Consider the following 24026-nt stretch of genomic DNA (forward strand, 5'->3'; position numbering starts at 1 on the left):
TCTTCTGCCGATCGCCTGTTTTTTAAGCCCACGCCTTAATTCGACCCACAAAAAATAAAACCCACCAAAAAATGGTGGGTTCGTCAGCAACCTGGGGCGAATGATATTCGCCCCTTTTTTTCATCCCGACTTATGCTGCCTTGCGTTCCTGCTCCACCGTCTCACGCAAACGCTTGGCGGCCAGCACCATGTTCTCCAGCGCCTCGTAAGTCTCGGGCCAGCCGCGGGTCTTCAGGCCGCAATCCGGATTGACCCACAGGCGCGCATCGGGAATCACGCCGCGCGCCTTGCGCAGCAGGCGCTCCATCTCATCGACCTGCGGCACACGCGGCGAGTGGATATCGTAGACACCCGGGCCGATGTCGTTAGGATAGGCGAACTGCCCGAAGCCATCCAGCAGCTCCATGTCCGAACGCGACGTCTCGATGGTGATGACGTCAGCGTCCATCGCGGCGATCCACGGCAGGATGTCGTTGAATTCCGAATAGCACATGTGGGTGTGGATCTGGGTTTCGTCGCCGACGCCGGCGGCGCTGATCTTGAATGCCCGCACCGCCCAGTCCAGGTAATGCGGCCAGTCGCGCGACTTCAGCGGCAAACCTTCGCGGAACGCCGGTTCGTCGATCTGGATCATGCCGATGTTGGCCTTTTCCAGGTCGCACACTTCATCGCGCAAGGCCAGGGCGATTTGCAGCGCCGTGGTCTCACGCGGCTGGTCGTCGCGTACGAAGGACCATTGCAGCATGGTCACCGGACCGGTCAGCATGCCCTTCATCGGCTTCGAAGTGAGGGTCTGGGCAAACTGGCTCCAGCCGACGGTCATCGCTTCCGGACGGTAGACGTCGCCGTAAATGATAGGCGGCTTGACGCAGCGCGAACCATAGCTTTGCACCCAGCCGTTGGCGGTGAAGGTGTAACCCCACAGCTGTTCGCCGAAATACTCGACCATGTCGTTGCGCTCAGGTTCGCCGTGCACCAGCACGTCGAGGCCGAGCTGTTCCTGCTTCTCCACCACGTCGCGGATTTCTTCGCGCATCTTGTCGAGATAGTCCAGGTGGCCGATTTCACCGCGCTTGTAGGCGGCGCGCGCCTGGCGGATTTCGGCGGTCTGCGGGAAAGAGCCGATGGTGGTGGTCGGGAAAGCCGGCAACTGCCATTTGGCTTGCTGCTTGGCGATGCGGGCGGCAAAACCGGCCGAGCGTTCGGCGTCCGCCGCGGTCACCGCGGCCAGGCGCTTTTGCACCAGCGGATTGTGGATGCGGCTTGAGCTGCGGCGGCTGGCCTGGGCGGAGCGCGAGGCGACGAATTGTGCTTCGACTTCAGCCGCTTTGCCGTTCAACGCCAGCTTGAGGGCGACGATTTCCGCCAGCTTTTGCGTAGCGAACGCCAGCCAGCTCTTCAGTTCATCGTCGAGCTTGGGTTCATTGGCCAGGTCCACCGGCACGTGCAGCAGGGAGCAGCTTGAGGCTACCCACAGACGGTCGCCCAGCTGCGCTTGCAAAGGCTTGAGCTTGGACAAGACCTGGTCGAGGTCGGTGCGCCACAGGTTGCGGCCGTCGACCACGCCGAGCGACAGCACCTTGTCTTGCGGCCAGCCGGCAGCGATCTGTTCCAGCTGGCCGGCGCCGCGCACCAGGTCCAGGTGGACGCCGGCTACCGGCAGCGCGCGCAGCAGGTCGGCATGTTCGCTGACTTCGCCGAAATAGGTAGTCAGCAGCAGTGCCGGAGCGGTGCCGCTCAATTGCGCGTAGACCGGCGCAAAGGCGGCGCGCCAGGCGGCATCCAGTTCCAGCGCCAGGATAGGCTCGTCGATCTGCACCGATTCGATGCCGGCGGCGTGCAAGCGCTGCAGCAGCTGCTGATAGCCGGCCACAACCTTGGGCAGCAGGTCCAGCTTGTGCGCGATTCCTGATTTGATCTTGCCCTGGTACAGCAAGGTCAGCGGGCCGATCAGCGCCACCTTGACCTTGTGGCCGAGTGCGCGCGCTTCGGCAATCTCATCGTGCAGCCAGTCGACACCGCCGTCGAACTGCACATCGGCAGTCCATTCCGGCACCAGGTAGTGGTAGTTAGTGTCGAACCATTTGGTCATTTCCATCGCGAAGTGATGCTTGCTGCCGCGCGCCAGGGTGAAATAGTCGGCCAGGGTCAACTGTTTCGGATCAAAGCCGAAGCGGCTCGGAATCGCGCCCAGCAGGGCCAGCGTGCCCAGCACCTGGTCGTACCAGGCGAAATCGCCGACAGTGACGAAATCGAGGCCGGCATCGGCTTGCGCCTGCCAGTGCCGGGCGCGCAGCGTGGCACCGGTAGCGCGCAATGCGGCCTCATCGGAAGCGCCCTTCCAGAACGACTCCTGGGCAAACTTCAGTTCGCGGTGAGCGCCAATGCGCGGAAACCCTAATACGTGTGCCAATGCCATCTTTATCTCCATAAAAAACAAGTTCGATGACTCGCATGTTGAGCCAGCTTGGATTATGATTCAAACGATAAATATTAAGAATCAACTTGAATTTTACTAATACATCTTATTTGATTATCTTTTAAGCAACCAATATGCAATCCATCCTGGAATTACGCCACCTGAAAACCCTGCACGCGCTGCGCGAAGCCGGCAACCTGCTGCGCGCGGCAACGCTGCTCAACGTCACCCAGTCGGCGCTGTCGCACCAGATCAAGCAGCTGGAAGATCATCACGGCACTACCTTGTTTGAACGCAAATCGGTGCCGGTGCGTTTTACCCCGGCCGGCGAACGCTTGCTGAAGCTGGCGGATGCGGTGTTGCCGCAGGTGGCGGAAAGCGAGCGCGACCTGGTGCGGCTGGCGCAAGGCGTGGCTGGCCAGCTGCGGATTGCGGTGGAGTGCCATACCTGCTTCGACTGGCTGATGCCGGCCATGGACATCTTTCGCAAACGCTGGCCGGAAGTGGAGCTGGATATCGTCTCGGGCTTCCAGGCCGATCCGGTCGGCCTGTTATATGAGCATCGCGCCGATGTTGCGATCGTGGCGGAAGTCGATCCTGACGAGAAGGTCGATTACCACGCCTTGTTCAGTTTCGAGATCGTGGCGCTGGTAGCGCACGACCATCCGCTGGCGGCCAAGGAGTACCTGGTGGCGGAAGACTTCGCCGGCGACACCCTGATCACCTATCCGGTGCCGGACGACATGCTGGACGTGGTGCGCCAGGTATTGAAGCCGGCCGGCATCCAGACCGCGCGCCGCACCACAGAACTGACGGTGGCGATGCTGCAGCTGGTCGCCAGCCGGCGCGGCATCGCTACCTTGCCGATCTGGGCCGCGCAGAATTACCTGACGCGCGATTATGTGCTGGCCAAGAGGATCACCGCCGCCGGCCTGACCGGGCGGCTGTATGCGGCTTGCCTGCCGGAGATGTCGCAGCAATCGTACTTGGCCGATTTTGTCAGGACCACGCGCGAGAGCTGCTACGTCAACCTGCTGAGCGTAGAACTGCTCTGACAGCTGCGGCTATCTGTCGCATTGCAGGTAGCCGTTTATATTGGCGAAGCTGCCGCTGCGGCAGGAACGTATCGAGATGGAAGACCGTATCCTGCTGTTATCCCTGCCGCCGCACGTTGCCTGCAGCGTGCCGCCGTAAACCCCGATCTCCGAGCAAGACTGGAGGTAGCTACCAGGCGGCACGTCCCTGCTGGAACCGCCGTAGCCCCGATTGCCCCCGCCCATGCACTGCAGGTTGCCGTTGATGTTTTCAAAGCTGCCGCTGCGGCAGGATGACAGGGGAATGGCCGTCCTGCGGCCGCCGTTGTCGCCGCCGCAAGTGGCTTCCAGCATGCCGCGCCGAACCACGATATCGCGGCAGGAATCGCGGTAGCTGCCGGGCGGCGTCCAGCCGCCGCGGTCGTCGTCGTAGCGGTCGTCCCGGCGGTCGCCGTACGATGGGGAGTCGCCATATCCGCCATAGGCAACGATCGGGGCATTGCCGTAACCGCCGGCAGCGGCAGGCTGGTACGGGTTATAACCGTCGTTGTACGGGCTCGCGGCGCAGGCGGCGAACGAGCCGCAGGCAATCAGGACCAGCATGGATTTGATTTTCATTTTTTTCTCCATTCAATGAAACATTTTGTATATATGTGATTCTACTTCGACAGCATCAATTTCCTAGCGTTTCCTGACATCTCCTGTCTCTATCTAGCCAGTAACTCTAGCCAGTAACACCCAGCTCCTCCAGCCTGATCCGGCGGCAGGCACCACCAACACATCCTGTAAGAAATGACAGCTGTTTCGGCATCTGGAATGCAGGTATGTTGCCGCATGGCATTCATTTTGTAACAAGACGTAACTTAAGTCACGTATTTCCGTCTGTGAAAGTCATCGCCGCTGTCCTCGATAGCCGGTTGAGTTTTTGTTCGCGAAGTATCTGGTCAATCTTATGAAATATCCACGCATCCATTTAAAGAGAGTGAGATAACATGAAGCCAGCATTACGTCACGTCGAAGCCCCTTTATTTCTGTCGCTGCTGCTAGCAGCAGGCTCAAGCGCCATCGCTGCCGACCGCGTTGACCTTGAAAGCTACGCCCCGCAGGCAGCTGCCGCAAAACAAGCCGGATCCGGATCGATAGGACCGATAACGGCGCAAGCCTTCCTCGGCCTCACCAGCGATGAGCTGAAGCCGCTGCGCAGCCAGAACTATGCCAACGGCAAGGTCGTCACCCGCTACCAGCAATATTTCCAGGGCGTGCCGCTGTGGGACCAGGCGATTGTCGAACAACGCACGGCCAACCAGGCGCTGCCAGCCATGTCCGGCAGCCTGATCCGCAATATCGACAACGACCTGCCCAGCGCCAAGCCAGCCTATGCCGCAGCTGACGTGCTGCTGCAAGCCAAGTCGATTGCCCGCGCCGCGGTCACCGAAAACGAGCAGGCCAAGCTGTATGTCCAGCTCGGCAGCAACAATGTGGCGCAGCTGATTTATGTGGTGTCCTTCGTCAACAAGAGCGCAGCGAAGCCAAGCCGTCCGCATTTCATCATTGACGCCAACACCGGCGCCGTCCTGAAAAAATGGGAAGGCATCACGCACTACGAAGCCAGCGGTCCCGGCGGCAACGCCAAGACCGGCCAGTACGAGTACCAGCCAGGCGGCATATACGGTCCGCTGGTTGTCGACAGCAACTGCAACATGATCACTACCAACGTGGTGACAGTCGACCTGCAAAACGGCACCAGCGGCAGCACGCCCTTCCACTTCACCTGCCCGCGCAATACCTACAAGGCGGTCAACGGCGCGTTTTCACCGCTGAACGACGCCCACTACTTCGGCAACGTCGTGTTCAACATGTACCGCGACTGGCTCAGCCTGCGCCCTATCAGCCAGACCCTGTACATGAAGGTCCACTACGGCAACAGCTATGAGAACGCGTTCTGGGACGGCAGCGCCATGAACTTCGGCGATGGCGCTTCCACTTTTTATCCGCTGGTAGCGCTGGACGTATCCGGCCATGAAGTCAGCCATGGTTTCACCGAGCAGAATTCCGGCCTGGTGTACAGCGGCATGTCGGGCGGCATGAACGAAGCCTTTTCCGACATGGCCGGCGAAGCTTCCGAGAACTACATGAAGGGCACCAACGACTTCCTGGTCGGGACCGATATTTTCAAGGGCAGCGGCGCGCTGCGCTACATGGCAAACCCGACCCAGGACGGCCGTTCCATCGATAACGCCAAGAACTACACCAGCAGCCTGGACGTGCACTACAGCAGCGGCGTGTACAACAAGGCGTTCTACCTGCTGGCCACCACCGCCGGCTGGAGCACCCGCAAGGCGTTCGAAGTGATGGCCGACGCCAACCACCTCTACTGGACCGCCAACAGCACCTTTAACCAAGGCGCTTGCGGCGTCGAAAAGGCCGCCGCCAACCGCGGTTATGTCGTGGCCAACGTGACGGCGGCATTCAAGGCTGTCGGCGTCAGCTGCAGCACCAGCAGCGGCAACGTGCTGGTCAAGGGCGTACCTGTCACAGGCATCGCGCTTGCCACCGGCGCCAGCAACGTGTACAGCATCACGGTGCCGGCCGGCGCCAGGAACCTGAGCTTCCAGTTGTCCGGCGGCAGCGGTGACGGCGACATCTATGTCAAATTCAACGCTACGCCGACCACTTCGTCTTACGACGGCAAATCCGACGGCAGCACCACCTCGGAAAATGTGACGATAGGCGCACCGTCGGCAGGCACCTACTACCTGCTGCTGAACGCCTACCGCTCCATCAGCGGCGTTTCGCTGGTAGCGAACTACCAGTAAGCGCAAGATAACAAGACCCCGGCCGCTCAGGCGCGGCCGGGGTCTTGTTCAACACAGGCAGTTTGTTCAGGACCAGCTGGCAACGCTGCCCTTGAGAATTTCCGCGGCGTTGCCGGCTACCGAACGGTTGTAGCGCGACAAATGCGGCGCCAGCGTAGTGAGCGCAAGGCAGGCTGCTTCAACCGCCCGTCCCTGGACCAGGTAGGTCAAAGCGAGGGTCGCCCGCGTTTCGTCGTACAGCGCCAAACCATAGCCCGCGTCTGCATAGCGCTCAAGCTGCGCCTTGACCAGTTGCTCGCTCTCCTCCAGCCGTCCCAGGATGCGCAAGGTGCTGGCAAGCTGTATGGTTGCCCGCGCCTGGCGATAAGGATCGAGTCCATGGCTTGCCAAGGCAGCCCGGTATAGCGGCTCCGCGGCGGATTCCAGCCCGGCGGTATCGCGCGCGCAAGCGCGCTCGAACAAGGCCAGGGCGTCATCCGCAGGCCGCTCCGCCGCCAGCGTATCGATGCGGCTGACCAGGTCCTCGGGAGGTATCGCATCCACCTGCTTCCAGAGCGCGGCTACCCGCGCTTCCCAATCGTGCAGACCTTCGCTCATTGCTTGATGGCCGCCAGCGCGTTACGCATGTCGGTCTTCAGGTCCTCGATATTTTCGACTCCGACCGACAACCGCACCAGCGAATCGCTGATCCCCAGCTTGGCCCGGTGTTCCGCCGGAATGGTGGCGTGGGTCATGATGGCCGGATGTTCGATCAGGCTCTCCACCCCGCCCAGGCTCTCGGCCAGCGCAAAGATCTCGCAGCGTTCCAGGAGACGCCTGGCGCCGGCCAGGTCGCTGTCGAGCTCCACCGAGATGATGCCGCCGTAACCCTGCATCTGGCGCTGCGCCAGTTCGTGCTGCGGATGCGAAGCCAGGCCCGGATAGTGGACCCGTTTTACCAGCGGCTGGCTTTCCAGCCAGCCGGCCAGCTCCAGTCCGTTTTGGCAATGGCGCTCGACCCGCAGCGCCAGCGTCTTGACGCCGCGCAAGGCCAGGAAGCTGTCGAACGGCCCGGCGATGGCGCCCACCGCGTTTTGCAGGAAAGCCAGGCGTTCGCGCCATTCCGCCTGGCGCGCTTCGCGGCCGACCACGGCGATGCCGCCGATGATGTCGGAGTGGCCGTTCAGGTACTTGGTGGTGGAATGCAGCACCACGTCAAAACCCAAAGTCAGCGGCTGCTGCACCATCGGGCTGGCGAAGGTATTGTCGGCGACCGCGATAATGCCGCGCTCGCGGCAGATCTTGGCGATCGCTTCCAGGTCGGCCAGCTTCAGCATCGGATTGGTCGGCGTCTCGACCCACACCATCTTGGTCTCCGGCCGTATCGCCGCCAGCAGGTTGGCAGGATCGACCAGGTTGACGAAGCTGAACGACAAGCCGGCGCTGCGCTTGCGCACCTTGTCGAACAGGCGATAGGTGCCGCCGTACAAATCGTCGCCGGCGACCACATGGGCGCCGCTGTCCAGCAATTCCAGGACGGTTGCGGCAGCAGCCATGCCGGAGGCGAAAGCAAACCCCTGGGAACCTTGCTCCAGGTCAGCCACGCAGCGCTCCAGCGCCCAGCGTGTCGGGTTGTGCGAGCGGCCGTAGTCGAGCCCTTTGTTGACGCCCGGGCTTTGCTGGACGAAAGTCGAAGTGGCGTAAATCGGCGGCATGATGGCGCCGGTGGTAGGGTCGGGACTTTGCCCGGCGTGGATCACGCGCGTGGCGAAATGCAGGTCGGATTGATGTCCGGCGTCTTTGCTGCTGCTCATGAGAGACTCCTTCGAAGATGGTTGAGTAGATCGAATCGGGTAATCAGGCCGTAGAAACGGTCGCCGTCGGCAATGATGGCGACCAGGCCGCGGGCCAAGGTGCTGCGCAGCGCATCGACACTTGCGGTCGGCGCCAGTTTTTCGATCGCGCTGGTCATGGTGCTGCTTACCGGCTGGTTGAAATTGGCGGCGTCGGCGGCGATTTTGAGCAGCAGGTCGGATTCGTCGATGATCCCGATCACCTGCCGCTCTTGCCCTTCGATGACAGGCAGCTGCGAAACCTCGGCGCTGCGCATGCGGTTGAATGCGGTCATCAAGGTATCGCCGGGCGCCACGCTGATCACGCTGCCCTCTTCATAACGGCGGCCGATGATGTCGCGCAGGTCGCCGACGATCTCGCGCTTGAGCAAACCCTGGTCGTGCATCCAGTTGTCGTTGTACACCTTGGACAGGTAGCGCGTGCCGGTATCGCAAACGATGGTGACGACACGCTTCGGCTGGCTCTGTTCGCGGCAATAGCGCAGCGCCGCGGCCAGCAAGGTGCCGGTAGAAGAACCGCCGAGGATGCCTTCCGCCCGCACCAGTTCACGCGCGCTGCTGAAACTCTCTTCGTCGCTGATCGTATAGGTGTGCTTGACGCCGGACAGGTCGGCGATGGATGGCACAAAATCCTCGCCGATGCCTTCCACCGCCCACGAACCGGGGACCGATTCTATTTTTCCGGTATTGATGTATTCGGCCAGGATAGAACCCTTGGGATCGGCCAGCACAAATTCCAGCGCCGGCTGCGCCTTGCGGAAAAACCGCGTCAGGCCGGTGATCGTGCCGGCCGAACCGACGCCGCAGACGATGGCGTCGAGCTGGTGCCCGCATTGCTCCCAGATCTCGGGAGCGGTGCTTTGTTCGTGCGCCAGCGGATTGCTTGGGTTGTTGAACTGGTCGGCATAAAAAGATCCCGGCATTTCGCGCGCCAGCCGCGCGGCATAATCCTGGTAGTACTCCGGGTGGCCTTTGCCGACGTCCGAACGGGTGATATGGATTTCCGCGCCCAGTGCTTTGAGGTGCTGTATTTTTTCTCCCGACATCTTGTCCGGCACCACCAGGATCACGCGGTAGCCCTTGGCGCAGGCCACCAGCGCCAGGCCCAGGCCGGTATTGCCGGCAGTAGCTTCGATCACGACGCCGCCGGGCCGCAGGCGGCCATCCTGCTCGGCCGCTTCTATCATGGACAGGCCGATGCGGTCCTTGATGGAGCCGCCGGGATTTTGCGATTCCAGCTTGAGGAACAGCTGGCAGCAGCCGGTATCGAGCCGCGTCACTTCTATCAATGGTGTATTGCCGATCAGGTCCAGCACCGCTGGGCGGCTCGATAAGTTCATGGGCAGGCCTTCCTGTTAGGAAATCGACAGCACTCGCCGTCTGTTTCGATCAAATTGACCGGCCTATCTTATCAGTTCTTCACTGGAACATTTTGGTGCAAGGAAACCGCGCGGCGAAAAAAAACCGGCCGGACGCAAACATCGCATCCGGCCGGCCTGGCAGCTTGCAAACCAAAAACGCTTAGAACTTGTAGGTGCCTGTTATATAGAACTGGCGTCCCAGCGGATCGGTGTAACGGGCATCGTAACCAACCTGGTTGCCGCCGCCCGCCGTCACCAGCGAAAGCGGCGGAGTACGGGCAAACAGGTTCTTGATGCCGCCCGTGAATTCCAGGCCCTTCTTGACCGTCATCTTGGTCTGCCAGTCGAACGTGGTGTAGGAAGCCACGTTATGGTTAGGCATGGCGACAAAGGCGCCGTACGAGCCGTCAGGATTGACGATGCGGACCGTGGCGTCGTCGGCCGTATAGGTCTGGTCATGATAACCGGAGCGATAGTTGGCGGTCAGGGTATGGGTAAACGTATCCGACTGCTTCCAGGATCCCGCCAGGCGTGAAATCACGCGGAACACCACGTTCTGGTCGGCGCCGTATTTGCCCAGGCTGCTCTGGGTGCCGGTTCCCGGGAAATCCTGCTCGGCTTTCAGCATGTAGGTGCCGGTCCATTGCAAACTCATGTCGCCGATCGGGGTCTTGGTCTTGAAGCTGTGGTCCCAGTCGATCCCCTGGTACTTGGCGCTGGCCAGGTTGACCGGGGTCTGCATGAAAGCGATCGTCTGCGATCCCTGGATCGGATCGTTGAACAGCGTGAACAGGTTGGAATAAGCCGCCGGATTGGCGAATGCAATATTTTCCTGCAGGATGCTGATCTGGTTCTTGATGCTGACGGTCCACAGGTCGAAACCGATCGATACATTACGTATCGGTTCAAGACGGAAGCCGACGGTGCTCTGTTTCGAGGTTTCCGGCTTCAGGCCGCTGGAACCGCTCAGTTGGTTACCGCCTTGCAGCACGTCATACTGGGTCACGCCCTGGCAGCCGGCAGCCCTTGGATCCGGCGCCGAAACCGGGCACGGGTGCTGCTGCGCGGTATTGCCGCTGAACTGGATCGGCGAAGTGATCTGCGACAGGGTCGGCGCCTTGAAGCCGGTGCCGTAGGAACCGCGCAGCAGCAGCGATTCGACCGGCTGCCAGCGCGCAGAAATCTTGTACGTCGATTTGCTGGCGGAGTTGCCCTGGGTCGCTGAACCGAGCGGGTTGCCGGCGTTGTCGAAGTTGGCGTCGTTTTTCGCCGCATCGTAGCTGTCGTAACGCAGTGCTGCCGTGACGTCCAGGTTCTTCATGACCGGCACCAGCATTTCAGCAAACGTGCCGTAGTTCATCCGGCTTGCCGAAAACGGCAAGGCGCCGGCGTTGCCGCCGATGATGGAATCGGTATAGTTCGGCTGCAAAGCGTTGGTGCTTTGCAAAATCGCGCTAGGACTGTCGGTATGCTGTTCCTTGGTCGCTTCCACGCCGAGGCCGATCTGCGCCATGCCGCCCGGCGCCTTGAACAGGTCATGCGAACCGTGCAGGTTGATCACATCCAGCTTGGAGGTCGCTTCGTCCAGCGTCTGGTGCAATACCGCCGGCGCCAGCGCCGCCACCCCGGAGCCCGAAGGCGCGAACGGATCGAAATTGCCGGCAGCGACGATGCTTTGGAATGCATTGTTGCTGAGATAGCCGTTTATCGCCTTGTCGTAGAACTTGTTTTGCGAATGGGTGTAGGACGCGTTGTAATCCCAGCCCTTGAAGTTGCCGTCCACGCCGAATGCCACATGCACGGCGTCGGTGCGGTATTCATCGGTGCGGCCGCCGGCATCGACCAGGCGCAGGTTCATCACCGCGCCCGAGATGTTGGCAGGGTTTTCTCCCAGCTGGGCCAGGTAAGGCGTCACGTATTTGGCATACAGGGGGCTGCTCAGCGACAGCGCCAAAGGCTGGGCCGACGGCGCATATTGCGGCGTGATGGAATAACGCGAAGCAACCGCCTCGGCAAACAGGGTGGTGTCGCTGTTGAGCTTCAGGTTGCCCGACAAGACAAAACTGTCGCGCTGCGATTCCGGTATCAGTTCGACCGTTGCCGCGTAGTTGAATTTACAGTAATTCCCGGCCTGGAAAGTATTCGGGCCGCAGCTGCCGTTTTTCAGGAAGTTGGGCGAAAACTGGGTTGGATCGGAACCGTCGGCATGGCGCAATGAAACGCCGCCGGGTGCGGTATAGCTGCTCAGCTGGTAGAGCGAATAATTCTGGCCGCCGACGCTGAAAGGCACCACGCCGCTGCTGGCGAACCCGCGCTGTCCGGCAACCAGGTTCTTTTGCTCGTCGTGGCTGTATGCCAGCAATATGTTGTAGCCATCCTTGTCGAGGTCGCCGAATCCTTTGGAGAGGCCTACATTGAAACTCTTGCCGCCGGCCTTGGTGGGCGCGTTATAGGTTGCGGTGATGGTGGCTTCGGTGGAATTTTTCTTGAGGATGAAGTTGACCACGCCGGCAATCGCGTCGGAGCCGTACAGCGCGGAAGCGCCGTCGGTCAGGATTTCAACCCGCTCGACCGCCGCCAGCGGAATGCTGCCGAGGTTGACCGCATAGTCGTTGTGGGAAATCGCCGATTTGGCGATGCGCCGTCCGTTCAGCAGCACCAGGGTGTAACCCGAACCGATGCCATGGATGGAGGCCGTCTCGACACCGCCGCCGTTGCCGTTGACCGAACTCGATTGCGGGATGAACCCCTGCATCGCCGGCAGGGCCTGGATCAGGTCGGCCACGCTGTTGGCGCCGCTCTTGGCGATATCTTCCTGGGTCAGCGTCTGCACCGGCAGAGCGCCTTCTTTCGTGATGCGTTTGATGGAAGAGCCGGTAATTTCAACGCGCTGCATTTGCTGCGGCGCATCGTCGGTCTTTGTCTCCTGTGCCTGCACTGAGTGAGCCAGCAGCCCCACTCCCACCACTACGCTGCCGGAAAACATCAGTCGTAGCAAATGCGGCAATCTTCTTTCTTTTATCATCACAACTCCCTATAGGTAAGTTTCAGAGCAGAAATTTACAGTTTTGTAAAAAATCAAACAGATTTGTTAATCGCCTTCTGAGCGATGCTTCGAAACCCATGCGCAACTGAAACAGGTTCCTCAGCGGTGAGGCTCTTTCTTGTGGATCCGTTTTCAAATCGCGATTTGTAATTGCCACTCAAAAACATTTCCACAGACACACTAAGCAACAAACATGCCACAAAACATATCGACGCTGAGCCATGCCTCTCCGCCTGGAGCGCCAGCAATGGCGCGCCAGAGCGCGGAGGAGCGATCGCTCGGGATGTAAATTACCGTAAAGAAACTAATAATGGGGATGGAAGAATGCAGGTGTAAATGGGATACAACATTTCGTGCTCTGAAAGAGTAACAAGCGTAAAAATTGTGTTCCGGGGAAATGATTTAGTGCATAGTGTCGGCCCTCGACTAACTTCCGAGACCTCGCCGCTAGCACTTCGACAACAGTTGTTTGTACGCTAGCAATAGACGGTTACAAGCAGCTACACGCGTGAGCCGTGCACGTATTTATGCGGGTAATTTCGACGGCATGCCCAAAATCGGGAATGGAAAATGCACCGAAAAAATCGTGCCGGCAGAGACGCCGGATTCGAGGCTGATCCTGGCCCCGTGGTCTTTGGCGATATCTCGCACGATCGCCAACCCCAGGCCATTGCCGGCAACGCTGTCGTCGAGGCGGCGGAAACGGTTGAAGATCAGTTCCTGCTCGGACGGCGTAATCCCCGGACCGGAATCTTCCACTGAAAAAATGCCGCCGTCCTTGCCATGCAGCGTGCTCACCGTCACCTTGCCGTTCGAGGGTGAATAGCGGATAGCATTGTCGACCAGGTTGTCGATCAGGTCGCGCAGCAGGAAATGATCGCCCATCACCCGTGTCGGCTGCAGATTGAAGCCAAGGTCGATGTTCTTCCGGTCCGCCTGTTCGACAAAATGCTGGATCGATTCCTCCACCAGCCGGTTCAGCTCGACCACCCGCAAGCGCTCCTTCTCGAACTTGGCCGGTTCCGCGCGCGCCAGCGTCAGCAGCTGGTTGGTCTGGCGGATCATGCGTTCGGTCGACGACGTCATCAGCGCGATCGAGTGCGCGCTTTCCGGTTCGCCGGCATGCTTCTGCAGCAGCCATTCCAGCTGCGTCCGGAATCCGGCCAGCGGCGTGCGCAGCTGGTGGGCCACGTTGGCGAGAAAATTCTGCTGCGCCTTGGCGTCCTGCTGCACTTTGTCCAACAGGCGGTTGATGGCTTGCACCACCGGGCTGAGTTCGAGCGGCACATGCTGCTCATCCAGCGCCGACAGGTCGTCGTTGCTGCGCGCCTCCAGGTCGGCAGTCATTTTCTTCAGCGGCAGCAATCCCCTGCCAAGCGCCAGCCAGATGACGGCCGCCAGCACCAGCGCCAACCCCGCCTCCAGCCACACCAGCCCCATCAAGATCCTGGTCTGGTCGAAAGCAGTCCGGGCCGGAATCCAGGCTAGCCAATAAGCCAGCCCGACGCCGGCCAGGTTGACGGCCAGCAGCGGGACCAGCAGCCACTTCAGCAGCCCGATGCGGATGCTGGGCTTGCTCATGGTTCGGTTTTTTCCAGCATGTAGCCAAACCCGCGTATGGTGCGGATCTCGATCCCGGCGTCGGCGATTTTCAAGCGGATCCTGGATATGTACACCTCGACCGCATTCAGGGTCAGCTCCGCGCCCCATGGCAGGATGGCGTCGATGATCTGCTGCCTGGATACGACGCGCGACGCTTGCTGCAGCAGGTATTCCAGCACGGCCCACTCGCGCACCGACAGCTCGATCGCCTTGCCGTTGATTTTTGCGCGCCGCGACGAGGTGTTCAGCGATAGCCCGCCCAGATGCATTTCCAGCGGCTGCGGCGCGCTACGGCGCAGCAGCGCGCGCACCCTGGCCACCAGCTCCTGCGTCGCGAACGGCTTCACCAGGTAATCGTCGGCGCCCAGCTCCAGCCCGTAGACCCGGTCCTGCACCGAGTCGCGCGCGGTCAGCAACAGCACCGGGACCTGGCTGCCGCGCGCGCGCAGGCGGCGGATCACTTCAAAACCGTCGATGCCTGGCAAGCCGATATCCAGCACCACCGCCGAAATTTCCGTGCGCTGCAGCAGCGCGTCGGCGTCGTTGCCGTTCTTCACCACGTCGACCACCATGCCGTGGCCTTTGAAGATGCGCAAGATGCCGTCCGCCAGCACCGAATCGTCTTCCACCAAAAGAATATGCACTTGATTTCCTTAGCTGCAACGGTTACTCACTAATAAGTCGCTGATTTTAATGATGATGCAGCTATTTTGAACATTTTATTTGGCAATTCCGATGGCGGATCGAGAATCGGTCCCCGGCCGTCAGACCGGCAATGGATTGCGCTCCGTGAAGCCGCGCTGGTGCCAGTATGGATAGGCGACAGTCACCGCGCTGGCAGCATCCAGCCTGGCCACCTGCCCCGCGTCCAGGTTCCAGCCGATGGCGCCAAGGTTCTGCTGCAGCTGTTCTTCATTGCGGGCGCCGATCACCACCGTGGCGACGGTAGGCCGTTGCAGCAGCCAGTTCAGGGCGATCTGCGGGATGCTCTTGCCGGTTTCGGCAGAGATTTCCTTTAATGCGTCGACCACCCGGTACAGCAGTTCATCCGCCACCGGCGGCCCCATGTCGGCGGTCTTGTGCAGGCGGCTATGTTCCGGCAGCGGCTGGCCACGCTGGATCTTGCCGGTCAGGCGGCCCCAGCCGAGGGGGCTCCAGACCACGGCGCCGACTCCCTGGTCGAGGCCCAGCGGCATCAGTTCCGATTCATAATCGCGGCCGATCAGCGAATAATAAGTCTGGTTGGCGACATATTTCGGATAGCCGTAGCGCTCAGCGACCGCCAGCGACTTCATCAGGTGCCAGCCGGAGAAATTCGATACGCCGACATAGCGGATCTTGCCGGCGCGCACCAGGTCATCCAGCGTCGACAGCACTTCTTCGACCGGGGTCAGGGCGTCGAATCCGTGCAGCTGGAACAGGTCTATGTAGTCGGTGCCGAGGCGCTTGAGCGCGGCGTCGCAAGCCTGGATCAGGTGATAGCGGGACGAGCCGACCGTATTCGGTCCCTCGCCGGTGCGGAAAGTCGCCTTGGTCGACAGCAGCACGCGGTCGCGCCGGCCTTTGATCGCTTCGCCAAGCACCGCCTCGGCGACGCCGTCGGAATAGATGTCTGCGCTGTCGAACATGGTCAGCCCGGCATCAAGGCAGATGTCCACCAGCCGCCTTGCCTCGGCAACATCGGTATTGCCCCACGCGCCAAAAAAATCGCCTTTGCCGCCAAACGTGCCTGTGCCGAAACTCAGTACCGGCACCTTGAATCCGGATGCTCCTAAACGTCGGTAGTCCATGATGAGCCTTTCGTTTAAAGAAACGGGATGAAAAAAATCCGCAAAAGCAGGGAAAAGTCGTCCGGTAATCATATCCCGTAACGGCTATCCGGACTTTTGGCGCGCCGTCGGCCGGATAAATCGCAGTGCTGCGATAATAAACGCTTGACCTAGAGTGCACTCTAACTTCTAAACTTTATTCCATGGCCACTTCCATCACGATCCAGCAAGCTGCGGCAGCCACCGGACTCAGCGTCCACACTTTGCGCTACTACGAAAAGATAGGCTTGATCGACCCTGTCCCGAGGCAAAGCAACCGGCATCGCCTGTACCGCCAGGAAGACCTGCGCTGGATTGAATTCCTGCTCAGGCTGCGCGCTACGGGAATGTCGATACAGCAGATGCTGCGCTACGCCGAACTGCGCAGGCTGGGGGATCAGCTTGGCAGTGTGTCAGAGCGCAAGACGTTGCTGCAACAGCATGCGGTTGCACTGGAAGCCGAACTGCTGGAGCTGCAGGAAACGCTGGAGATGCTGCGCGACAAAGTCGCCCTGTATGCCGGCATGGAACGCCAGTTGAAAGCCCTTGACCACGCATGATTCACTTGGAGAAACACATGGAACAAAGCACTTACGAAAGAGGTTTGCAACGTTTGAAGGAAGTCGACGACATCGCCGGCGAAAAGGTGATCGACAGCCTGGCCGACATCTCTCCCGACCTCGGGCGCTATGTGATCGAATTCGGCTTCGGCGAAATTTATTCCCGTCCCGGCCTCAGCCTGCAGCAGCGTGAGCTGGCGACAGTGGCCGCGCTTACCGCGATGGGCACCGCGCAGCCGCAATTGAAAGTGCACCTGGCAGCCGCCCTGAACGTCGGCTTGTCGCGCCAGGAAATTACGGAAACCATCATGCAGATGGCGCTGTACGCCGGTTTTCCTGCGGCATTGAACGGCATGTTTGCAGCAAAGGAAGTGTTCGCTGAACACGACAGGCTGGCCCATCCCCAGTAAAACACGCCTTAAAAAAACAGCCGGGATCATGTATGGTTCCGGCTCGCTCCGTTTGATCAGGACGGAGCTGCAGCACAGATTCCGGATAACGGCAGACGACACTGCATGTGCGATTTTCCATACGATTTCCAGGATGATGATCCGGAAACAACCTGCCATGTGAACACCCGATAAGGTGTCCGACTGTCAGGCCAAACGGCCATGGTGGCGGCCCTCGCAGCACGCATTGAACTCTGCTGTGACTGAAGTCTAAGTGACTGGCGCCGCCGGCAGGAAATACTGATTCTGGATATGGATATAAGAAAAAACGATGGCTCGCATGCCGGACTCACGGCCGCGCCAGGATCTTCGCATGCAGCCATTGCCCGCTGCGGCACAATTCGTCGGTCACCTCCAGCACCAGCCGTTCTACCGCCGCTGCCGCCGTGGTCAACGGAATATTCTTCGACGCGCAAAGCGTCAGCGTGCGCGACAGCTTTTCGCCGCTGATGGAATAAGCGTTCATCTCGCCGCGCTTGATTTCCGGCAGCAGCGGCGCTACCGGCAGGATGGTGGCGCCGATGTCGGCCAGGATGGCTGATTTCATGATCGTCACCGAACTGATTTCAATCACGTTGTCGAGCGTCAGGCCGGCGGCTCGCGCCACGCTCTCGATGCGCGGGCGCACCCCGTGCTGCATGCCGGGCAATATCAGCCGAGCCTTGACGGCGCGCGCGAAGGTTATCGAGCGGCGCCCGCCCGCATGCTGTGACCCGCTGCGCGTGATGAACATCATCTCCTCTTCCACCAGCGGCGTGGTGGCAAACGAAGCCAGCTGGCCGTCGTCGAACAGTATCGCCAGGTTGATGCGGCCGGTCTTCAATTGTTCGATCAGGTTACCGGTCAGTTCCTCCGTCAATTGCAGGGAAATATCAGGATAGCGGGCGCGCATTGCAGTCAGCAAAGGCAAGGCTAGGATGCCGGAGGCACTTTGCGGGATGCCGAGGGCGACCGTGCCGGTCGGCTTGTCGGTGGATTGGGCGACGGCCGACCGGGCGTCGATCACCTGCTTCAGGATCGCCTGCGCATGTTCATAAAAAATCTTGCCGGCGTCGGTGGCAATCACCCCTTGCGCGGAACGGTGCAGCAGCTGCGCCGCCAGTTCATCCTCCAGTTGCTTGATCTGCTGCGTCAGGGCCGGCTGGGCGATATGCAAGACCCGCGCTGCGCGCGACAGCGAACCATGGTCGACGATGGCGACAAAATAGCGCAGTTGACGCAACTCCATGAAATAGAAACCTCAGTGCTGTGGGTGGATCTGCACTTCTCTCTTGCGGGCACGGCAGGAGTGCAAATCGGGGCTTTTGCCGCATGCTGCTGAGTATAGTTGAGATCATTGCAACGGGAGCGCTTTTTGATCCCGGCCGCCACGCCATCGGACAGTCAACGGCCCATTTCACCGCGAGCTGCTGCACTCCCCATACCTTGGCGGACGCAAGCGCGCCGTAGCCATTCCACCATGGTGCGGCTACAATGCATTGCAATCCGGCATCCCGGCCGAGCTGAGTTTCCCCCCGCCGTTTCTTATAACTAAACCAAGGTAGAGAGACATGCCAGATAATTCAAACGCGCCTGCCAGCAGCGCATTCGAAACCGCAACCTACGCCAAGGTCACCTGGCGCCTGCTGCCCATGCTGTTCCTCTGTTATGTCGCCTCCTACCTGGACCGCGTGAATGTCGGCTTCGCCAAGCTGCAGATGCTCAACGACCTGAAATTCAGCGAAACCGTCTACGGCCTGGGCGCGGGGATTTTCTTCATCGGCTACTTCATCTTTGAAATACCGAGCAACATGATTTTGCACCGGGTCGGCGCCCGGCTCTGGATCGCGCGCATCATGATCACCTGGGGCATCATTTCGGGGGCCATGATTTTTGTCGACAGCCCCACTACGTTTTATGTGATGCGGTTCTTGCTGGGCGTAGCCGAAGCCGGCTTTTTCCCTGGCGTCATCCTGTACCTGACATATTGGTATCCGGCACACCGGCGCGGCAAGATGACGGCGCTGTTCATGACCGGCGTGCCGATATCGGGCGTCATCGGCGGTCCGCTGTCGGGCTGGATCATGAAAGCCATGCCTGGCGTGCACGGCCTGGCGGGCTGGCAATGGATGTTTATCCTGGAGGCGATTCCTTCTTTGCTGCTGGGCGTGTTCGTGATCTTTTACCTGAAAGACCGGATCCGCGGCGCCGACTGGCTGAGCGAAGCCGAAAAGCAATTGCTGGAAGCACAGATACAGGCCGAAAGCAGCCAGAAGCAGGAAGCCTCGCTGGGCCAGATGTTCGCCAACCCGCGCGTATGGCTGATGGCGCTGATCTACTTCTGTTTTGTCATGGGCCTGTACGGCGTCAGCTTCTGGCTGCCGACCATCATCAAGGCTACCGGCGTGACAGACACCTTCAATATCGGCCTGCTGACCGCGATCCCTTACGCCAGCGCCGCCATCGCCATGATCCTGATCGGCCACAGCGCCGACAGCCGGCGCGAACGGCGCTGGCACGTGGCGATCCCGGCGCTGCTCGGCAGCGTCGGACTGATCCTGAGCACCGTGTACGACCACAATACCGTGCTGGCGATGTCGGCGCTGACCCTGGCGACCATCGGCATCATTACCGTACTGCCGCTGTTCTGGAGCTTGCCGACCGCATTCCTCGGCGGCGCGGCGGCGGCGGCCGGGATTGCGCTGATCAATTCGCTCGGCAACCTGGCCGGCTTCGTCAGCCCCTACCTGGTCGGCTGGCTGAAGGACCAGACCCAGAGCACCAACAGCGGCATGTTCGTGCTGGCGGCATCATTGGTGCTGGGCGCCTTGCTGACGCTTTCGGTGCCGAAACACCTGGTCAACAAATAAACCGTAACCGCCTGCAGCGGCTCACGTCTTTTATTGAAAGGATGGCATGCAAGCCCTGGAATTCAGAAGCGCTACCGCGGCAGACCTGCCGTTCCTGGTTGCCCTGCGCCATGCGACCATGAGCGAACACCTGGCGCGCGTCAATGCCGCGCGCGATGACGCTTCGCAGCTGGCGCGCGTGCTGGTCCGGTTCGAGCACGCCCGGATCGTTTCCGTCAACGGCCAGGATGTCGGCCTGCTGAAAGCGTATCGCGAGCCCGGCCAATGGTATATCGCACAGATCCAGATCGCGCCGCAATTCCAGGGCCAAGGCCTGGGCCGCGCCATCATTGAAAATGTATTGGACCAGGCGCGCCGCGATGGGCTGCCTACGGCGCTGAAGGTATTGACCGGCAATCCGGCAAGGCGGCTATACGAAGCGCTTGGTTTCAGGGAAACCAGCCAGGAAGACGCTGAGCACCTGATGGTCTGCCCGCCCCGCCAGGAGCGGGTTTCAGCTACAGGCTGAAACCCGCCCGCCGGGCCGGACTCGCGTCCAAGATAAAAAAACGGCAAAACACTTGCATTCACGATCGGCTTGGATAATAATTTAAATGAGAATCATTACTATTTAAAACCAGCTGATCAAGGAGCACCTGATGAACGGTTCACGCAATGCAGCAGATCCGGCCGCGGCCGAGGACTATCGCACGCCGCCGGAGCTCCTGATCTCGGCGGTGCTGCACCTGATCTCCCAGTACAACATGCACACCCTGGCCAACGACGCTTGCGTGCAGTCGGCCCGGACGATTGAACGGCATTTGCGCACCCTGTCCGACTGGCCTGAACTGGCGCCGGTGCTGCGCGCCACTTGCCAGCAGTTGTCGGAGCAATGGACCTCGGTAATCGAGCGCGCCTTGCCCAAGCAAAAGAATGAGCGTTCGGCGTTTATCACGCGCCTGATTTCGGGCACCCGCGCGCTCTAGCACCATATTGATGAATCAAGCGTGATTCAGTGCGGGTTTCAGCAAACATGTGAAACCGCCAAGATATTCCCCGGGAAGGGAGTAAATCCGTCTCTTGCCCGATCTGGAATGGCCATCGCCAACGACCTGCCCGTTGCTGACGAAGGCCGCCAAGTTCCAGCTCGTGCACCTGACGGAGTGTGTGTCCTTATCGGCATTAGCCAATACTGCTGCAGAATCTCCTCCTGCAGCGGTGGATAGCCAAGCCGTTTTTTTCGTCCAGAATCAGTGCAACTCCTACGCTATCGGACGGCGTTGTCCTACACGGGTAAAACCGCCGGCGCCGTATCATCGAGTCAGCAACAACGCCATTCCTTACTCGAAACGGAGCGCATATGATTACCGCCCTGCACCTGACCCCCATCGTTTCGCTGATCGCCGGGGTATTGATACTGGCGATCCCACGCCTGCTGAACTACATCATCGCCCTGTACCTGATCGTGATCGGCCTGATCGGCTTGTTCGGCCGCTGAAAAAGCTTGCCCCGGCCACACATCCGCGCCGATTCCGCTGTATTTTCAGCCAGGCGGCAAGCGGCGCTTGACAAGGCCCGGCTTTATCTCATACATTAACTGCATGTTTTCCACACGCATCCAATCCCGCTCTCTACTGCACGTTGCCGGCGCCCTGCCAGCAATGCTGCTAGTGCCGCTACTAGCGCTATCGCTACTACGCGCACTATGATCTCGACCCCGTTCTGACGGGGACGCCACTGGCAGCAACAGGCAACACCAGCGCCAGTCAAGAAATCAACGGTAGTAAAACTGAGGTTCCGATAAGGGATCTCGATTTTAAAGAGCACGATTCCATGCAATCCCAGCCAATCCGCCTTACCTTCTTTTGCTACAGCAACACGCTTGCCGCCTTGCGTTTGCCAGCGCATCTGCCAGCGCAATTCCTGCTATCGCTAGCGATCGGTTGCCTGGCCTCGCGTTGATTTCCGAGTGGCCGCCAGGCAACCCTCCCGCCACCGCACCATTTCGTTTCTTTTTTTTCTTCAGCACAATCACTAGCTCCAAGAGAGGCCTACCATGATGTTGCACAACCCTGCTGTCAAATATCGTCCGTTCCCGCCGATTCCATTAAGCGATCGCACCTGGCCCAACCAGGTCATCAGCGCTCCGCCGATCTGGATGAGCACCGACCTGCGCGACGGCAACCAAGCCTTGATCGAACCGATGGACGCCGACCGCAAGCTGCGCTTCTTCAAGCTGCTGGTGAAGATAGGCCTCAAGGAAATCGAAGTCGGTTTCCCCTCCGGTTCGCAAACCGATTTCGATTTCGTGCGCAAGCTGATCGTAGAGAAGCATATCCCGGACGACGTCACCATCATCGTCCTGACCCAGTCGCGCGAAGACCTGATCCGCCGCACCGTCGATTCGCTGCAGGACGCCAAGCAAGCCATCGTCCATTTGTACAATCCGATCGCTCCGGCCTGGCGCCGCATCGTGTTCGACAAGAGCCGCGACGAAGTCAAGGAAATCGCCGTCTCCGGCACGCGCCTGATCAAAGAACTGACCGACGCCCGCCCGGAAACGCAATGGCGCTATGAATATTCGCCGGAAACTTTCAGCATGGCCGAGCTGGATTTCTCGAAAGAAGTCTGCGACGCCGTGGTCGAAGCCTGGCAAGCCAGCCCTACCCGCAAAGTCATCCTCAATTTGCCGACCACCGTCGAATGCAGCACGCCGAACGTATTCGCCGACCAGATCGAATGGATGCACCGCAACCTGGCCCGGCGCGACGCGGCCATCATCAGCGTCCACCCGCATAACGACCGCGGCACCGGCGTCGCCGCCGCCGAGCTGGCCGTGATGGCCGGCGCCGACCGGGTTGAAGGCTGCCTGTTCGGCAACGGTGAACGCACCGGCAATGTCGACCTGGTGACGCTGGCCTTGAACTTGTACACCCAGGGCGTCAACCCGGGCCTCGATTTTTCCGACATCGACGAAGTGCGCCAGTGCGTCGAAGACTGCAACCAGATCCCGGTCCATCCGCGCCATCCGTATGTCGGCGACCTGGTGTTCACCGCTTTCTCCGGTTCGCACCAGGATGCGATCAAGAAAGGCTTCGCCGCGCAAAAAGCCGACGCTATCTGGGAAATCCCCTACCTGCCCATCGATCCTGCCGATCTCGGCCGCAGCTACGACGCCGTCATCCGCGTCAACAGCCAGTCAGGCAAAGGCGGCATGGCTTACCTGCTGGAACAGGAATACGGCCTGGCGATGCCGCGCCGCCTGCAGATCGAATTCAGCCGCGCGATCCAGAAAGCGGCCGATGCCACGGGCAAGGAAATTGCCGCCAGCGACATCTATGACATCTTCAAGCAGGAGTACCTGGACAAGCAAACGCCGTATGTGTATCGCGGCCACCGCATGAGCGAAGATTCCAGCCAGGCGCAGCCGGTGAAGATCGAAATCGACATCGTGCGCGACGGCCAGCAGCACACTTCCAGCGGCCACGGCAACGGCCCGATCGACGCCTTTGTCAATGCGCTGGGGCTGGACATCAAGCTGATGGATTTCCATGAGCACGCGATCAGCGCCGGCGCCGACGCCCAGGCCGCCAGCTATATCGAGCTGCGCCTGAACGATGCGCCAACCGGCTTCGGCGTCGGCATCGACGCCAATACCCTGACCGCCTCGTTCAAGGCGATCCTGAGCGCGGTCAACCGCCAGATTGAAATCGCCGGCCAGGCCGCCAACCAGGAAATCGGCAACAGCGCGGCCGCGGCGTAAACAGCAGTTTTCTTTAATCCTCCTGCCGCGGCGATCACGCGGCAGGCAGGTATCGTGCAGGCTGGGTATTACCGTACTACATGCTTTCATCGGCGCGGCCGGACGTCAGTTACCCATGATGTCCGGCCGCGCTATCATTTCTTCTGCGCGGGCTAAATACAGCAGGCGTAAAAAAACCGCTACCAGGTAGCGGTCAGGTTGCTGACGAACCCACCATTTTTTGGTGGGTTTTATTTTTTGTGGGTCGAATTAAGGCGTGGGCTTAAAAAACAGGCGATCGGCAGAAGAAAGCGTCATGCAAGAGGAAATGGCGCATCAAGGCGTATGTGCGGTCGAAATGGACGTTTAAAGAAGCTAAAAGCCGCGCCAGCAGCAGCGCGATCTTCTTCATATTCTGGCAAGCAGCCCCCAGTAGACATTGCTCGGCAAGCTTGCGCAAGCCACGCATCTTTGCGTAGCGATGACCATGCAATTGCTTGGCGTCGGCGAAGCTGCGTTCCACCGTTTC

The 24026-nt window shown here is 60.2% G+C and carries 20 protein-coding genes; 9 read left to right on the forward strand and 11 right to left on the reverse strand.

From position 1 onward, the window contains the following. Positions 1–130: 130 nt before the first annotated feature. Positions 131–2419 carry a 5-methyltetrahydropteroyltriglutamate--homocysteine S-methyltransferase gene (gene metE, locus BM062_RS24145; RefSeq protein WP_092402090.1) on the reverse strand — a complete coding sequence of 763 codons (2289 nt, stop codon included), beginning with the start codon at positions 2417–2419 and terminating at the stop codon, positions 131–133. A 134-nt stretch (positions 2420–2553) separates the two neighbouring features. Here metE and BM062_RS24150 point away from each other — a divergent pair, with 134 nt between their 5' ends. Continuing rightward, positions 2554–3474, forward strand: a complete 921-nt coding sequence (locus BM062_RS24150) for a LysR family transcriptional regulator (RefSeq protein ID WP_092402093.1) — start codon at positions 2554–2556, stop codon at positions 3472–3474. A gap of 9 nt (positions 3475–3483) precedes the next feature. Here BM062_RS24150 and BM062_RS24155 read toward each other — a convergent pair whose 3' ends face one another. Then, the gene (locus tag BM062_RS24155) at positions 3484–4071 is read right to left on the reverse strand and encodes a CVNH domain-containing protein (RefSeq protein ID WP_175501149.1); all 588 of its coding nucleotides are present in this window, start codon (positions 4069–4071) and stop codon (positions 3484–3486) included. 374 nt (positions 4072–4445) lie between these two features. Between BM062_RS24155 and BM062_RS24160 the strand changes: the two genes are divergently transcribed. Next, positions 4446–6269: a M4 family metallopeptidase gene (locus BM062_RS24160; protein ID WP_092402099.1), complete on the forward strand. Its 1824-nt coding sequence runs from the start codon at positions 4446–4448 to the stop codon at positions 6267–6269. A gap of 66 nt (positions 6270–6335) precedes the next feature. Here the strand turns inward: BM062_RS24160 and BM062_RS24165 are convergent, their stop codons facing one another. From BM062_RS24165 to BM062_RS24195, 7 genes are all read right to left on the reverse strand, one after another. Then, complete coding sequence (locus tag BM062_RS24165) at positions 6336–6866, reverse strand: tetratricopeptide repeat protein (RefSeq protein ID WP_175501150.1); 531 nt, start codon at positions 6864–6866, stop codon at positions 6336–6338. Next, complete coding sequence (locus BM062_RS24170; RefSeq protein ID WP_092402102.1) at positions 6863–8062, reverse strand: trans-sulfuration enzyme family protein; 1200 nt, start codon at positions 8060–8062, stop codon at positions 6863–6865. Before BM062_RS24170 ends, BM062_RS24165 begins: the two co-directional genes overlap by 4 nt. Next, positions 8059–9441, reverse strand: coding sequence for a pyridoxal-phosphate dependent enzyme (locus BM062_RS24175; protein ID WP_092402105.1), 1383 nt, complete (start codon positions 9439–9441; stop codon positions 8059–8061). The genes BM062_RS24170 and BM062_RS24175 overlap by 4 nt, the downstream gene beginning before the upstream one ends. A 181-nt stretch (positions 9442–9622) precedes the next feature. After that, complete coding sequence (locus BM062_RS24180) at positions 9623–12487, reverse strand: TonB-dependent receptor domain-containing protein (protein ID WP_092402108.1); 2865 nt, start codon at positions 12485–12487, stop codon at positions 9623–9625. 546 nt (positions 12488–13033) lie between these two features. Continuing rightward, the gene (locus BM062_RS24185; protein WP_092402111.1) at positions 13034–14089 is read right to left on the reverse strand and encodes a sensor histidine kinase; all 1056 of its coding nucleotides are present in this window, start codon (positions 14087–14089) and stop codon (positions 13034–13036) included. After that, positions 14086–14754, reverse strand: coding sequence for a response regulator transcription factor (locus BM062_RS24190; RefSeq protein ID WP_092402114.1), 669 nt, complete (start codon positions 14752–14754; stop codon positions 14086–14088). The genes BM062_RS24185 and BM062_RS24190 overlap by 4 nt, the downstream gene beginning before the upstream one ends. 120 nt (positions 14755–14874) lie before the next feature. Next, positions 14875–15900: an aldo/keto reductase gene (locus tag BM062_RS24195; RefSeq protein ID WP_092402117.1), complete on the reverse strand. Its 1026-nt coding sequence runs from the start codon at positions 15898–15900 to the stop codon at positions 14875–14877. A gap of 182 nt (positions 15901–16082) precedes the next feature. Here BM062_RS24195 and BM062_RS24200 point away from each other — a divergent pair, with 182 nt between their 5' ends. Together BM062_RS24200 and BM062_RS24205 are read left to right on the forward strand one after the other, a co-directional pair. Next, positions 16083–16478, forward strand: a complete 396-nt coding sequence (locus BM062_RS24200) for a MerR family transcriptional regulator (RefSeq protein ID WP_092402120.1) — start codon at positions 16083–16085, stop codon at positions 16476–16478. Positions 16479–16495: 17 nt separating this feature from the next. Next, entirely contained in the window at positions 16496–16888 is a 393-nt protein-coding gene (locus BM062_RS24205) for a carboxymuconolactone decarboxylase family protein (protein ID WP_092402123.1), read from the forward strand. 328 nt (positions 16889–17216) lie between these two features. Here the strand turns inward: BM062_RS24205 and BM062_RS24210 are convergent, their stop codons facing one another. Next, complete coding sequence (locus tag BM062_RS24210) at positions 17217–18155, reverse strand: LysR substrate-binding domain-containing protein (RefSeq protein ID WP_092402126.1); 939 nt, start codon at positions 18153–18155, stop codon at positions 17217–17219. Positions 18156–18477: 322 nt separating this feature from the next. Here BM062_RS24210 and BM062_RS24215 point away from each other — a divergent pair, with 322 nt between their 5' ends. The 5 genes from BM062_RS24215 to leuA all read left to right on the forward strand — a co-directional run bounded on the left by BM062_RS24215 (position 18478) and on the right by leuA (position 23518). Continuing rightward, positions 18478–19776 (forward strand): MFS transporter, encoded by a 1299-nt coding sequence (locus BM062_RS24215; RefSeq protein ID WP_092402129.1) that lies wholly within the window; start codon positions 18478–18480, stop codon positions 19774–19776. 46 nt (positions 19777–19822) lie between these two features. Then, positions 19823–20284 carry a GNAT family N-acetyltransferase gene (locus BM062_RS24220; RefSeq protein ID WP_092402132.1) on the forward strand — a complete coding sequence of 154 codons (462 nt, stop codon included), beginning with the start codon at positions 19823–19825 and terminating at the stop codon, positions 20282–20284. A 130-nt stretch (positions 20285–20414) separates the two neighbouring features. Further along, complete coding sequence (locus BM062_RS24225) at positions 20415–20741, forward strand: hypothetical protein (RefSeq protein ID WP_092402135.1); 327 nt, start codon at positions 20415–20417, stop codon at positions 20739–20741. Positions 20742–21115: 374 nt separating this feature from the next. Beyond that, positions 21116–21253 carry a DUF3096 domain-containing protein gene (locus tag BM062_RS24230; RefSeq protein ID WP_092402138.1) on the forward strand — a complete coding sequence of 46 codons (138 nt, stop codon included), beginning with the start codon at positions 21116–21118 and terminating at the stop codon, positions 21251–21253. A 558-nt stretch (positions 21254–21811) separates the two neighbouring features. Further along, the gene (gene leuA / locus BM062_RS24235; protein WP_092402141.1) at positions 21812–23518 is read left to right on the forward strand and encodes a 2-isopropylmalate synthase; all 1707 of its coding nucleotides are present in this window, start codon (positions 21812–21814) and stop codon (positions 23516–23518) included. Between the two features lie 262 nt (positions 23519–23780). Here the strand turns inward: leuA and BM062_RS26070 are convergent. Continuing rightward, positions 23781–24026 (reverse strand): transposase (locus tag BM062_RS26070; protein WP_254785072.1); only part of this gene is annotated, 246 nt, incomplete at its 5' end.

This window comes from Collimonas sp. OK412 (assembly GCF_900112135.1).
Classification (GTDB): Bacteria; Pseudomonadota; Gammaproteobacteria; order Burkholderiales; family Burkholderiaceae_D; genus Collimonas; species Collimonas rhizosphaerae.

Excerpts from the sequence above, each read along its gene's own strand:
- BM062_RS24225 (WP_092402135.1), top strand. The coding sequence starts at position 20,415 with ATGAACGGTTCACGCAATGCAGCAGATCCGGCCGCGGCCGAGGACTAT.
- BM062_RS24185 (WP_092402111.1), bottom strand. The coding sequence starts at position 14,089 with ATGAGCAAGCCCAGCATCCGCATCGGGCTGCTGAAGTGGCTGCTGGTC.
- BM062_RS24210 (WP_092402126.1), bottom strand. The coding sequence starts at position 18,155 with ATGGAGTTGCGTCAACTGCGCTATTTTGTCGCCATCGTCGACCATGGT.
- BM062_RS24180 (WP_092402108.1), bottom strand. The coding sequence starts at position 12,487 with ATGATAAAAGAAAGAAGATTGCCGCATTTGCTACGACTGATGTTTTCC.
- BM062_RS24200 (WP_092402120.1), top strand. The coding sequence starts at position 16,083 with ATGGCCACTTCCATCACGATCCAGCAAGCTGCGGCAGCCACCGGACTC.
- BM062_RS24195 (WP_092402117.1), bottom strand. The coding sequence starts at position 15,900 with ATGGACTACCGACGTTTAGGAGCATCCGGATTCAAGGTGCCGGTACTG.
- leuA (WP_092402141.1), top strand. The coding sequence starts at position 21,812 with ATGATGTTGCACAACCCTGCTGTCAAATATCGTCCGTTCCCGCCGATT.
- BM062_RS24215 (WP_092402129.1), top strand. The coding sequence starts at position 18,478 with ATGCCAGATAATTCAAACGCGCCTGCCAGCAGCGCATTCGAAACCGCA.
- metE (WP_092402090.1), bottom strand. The coding sequence starts at position 2,419 with ATGGCATTGGCACACGTATTAGGGTTTCCGCGCATTGGCGCTCACCGC.
- BM062_RS24220 (WP_092402132.1), top strand. The coding sequence starts at position 19,823 with ATGCAAGCCCTGGAATTCAGAAGCGCTACCGCGGCAGACCTGCCGTTC.
- BM062_RS24175 (WP_092402105.1), bottom strand. The coding sequence starts at position 9,441 with ATGAACTTATCGAGCCGCCCAGCGGTGCTGGACCTGATCGGCAATACA.
- BM062_RS24150 (WP_092402093.1), top strand. The coding sequence starts at position 2,554 with ATGCAATCCATCCTGGAATTACGCCACCTGAAAACCCTGCACGCGCTG.
- BM062_RS24160 (WP_092402099.1), top strand. The coding sequence starts at position 4,446 with ATGAAGCCAGCATTACGTCACGTCGAAGCCCCTTTATTTCTGTCGCTG.
- BM062_RS24205 (WP_092402123.1), top strand. The coding sequence starts at position 16,496 with ATGGAACAAAGCACTTACGAAAGAGGTTTGCAACGTTTGAAGGAAGTC.
- BM062_RS24230 (WP_092402138.1), top strand. The coding sequence starts at position 21,116 with ATGATTACCGCCCTGCACCTGACCCCCATCGTTTCGCTGATCGCCGGG.
- BM062_RS24155 (WP_175501149.1), bottom strand. The coding sequence starts at position 4,071 with ATGAAAATCAAATCCATGCTGGTCCTGATTGCCTGCGGCTCGTTCGCC.
- BM062_RS24170 (WP_092402102.1), bottom strand. The coding sequence starts at position 8,062 with ATGAGCAGCAGCAAAGACGCCGGACATCAATCCGACCTGCATTTCGCC.
- BM062_RS24165 (WP_175501150.1), bottom strand. The coding sequence starts at position 6,866 with ATGAGCGAAGGTCTGCACGATTGGGAAGCGCGGGTAGCCGCGCTCTGG.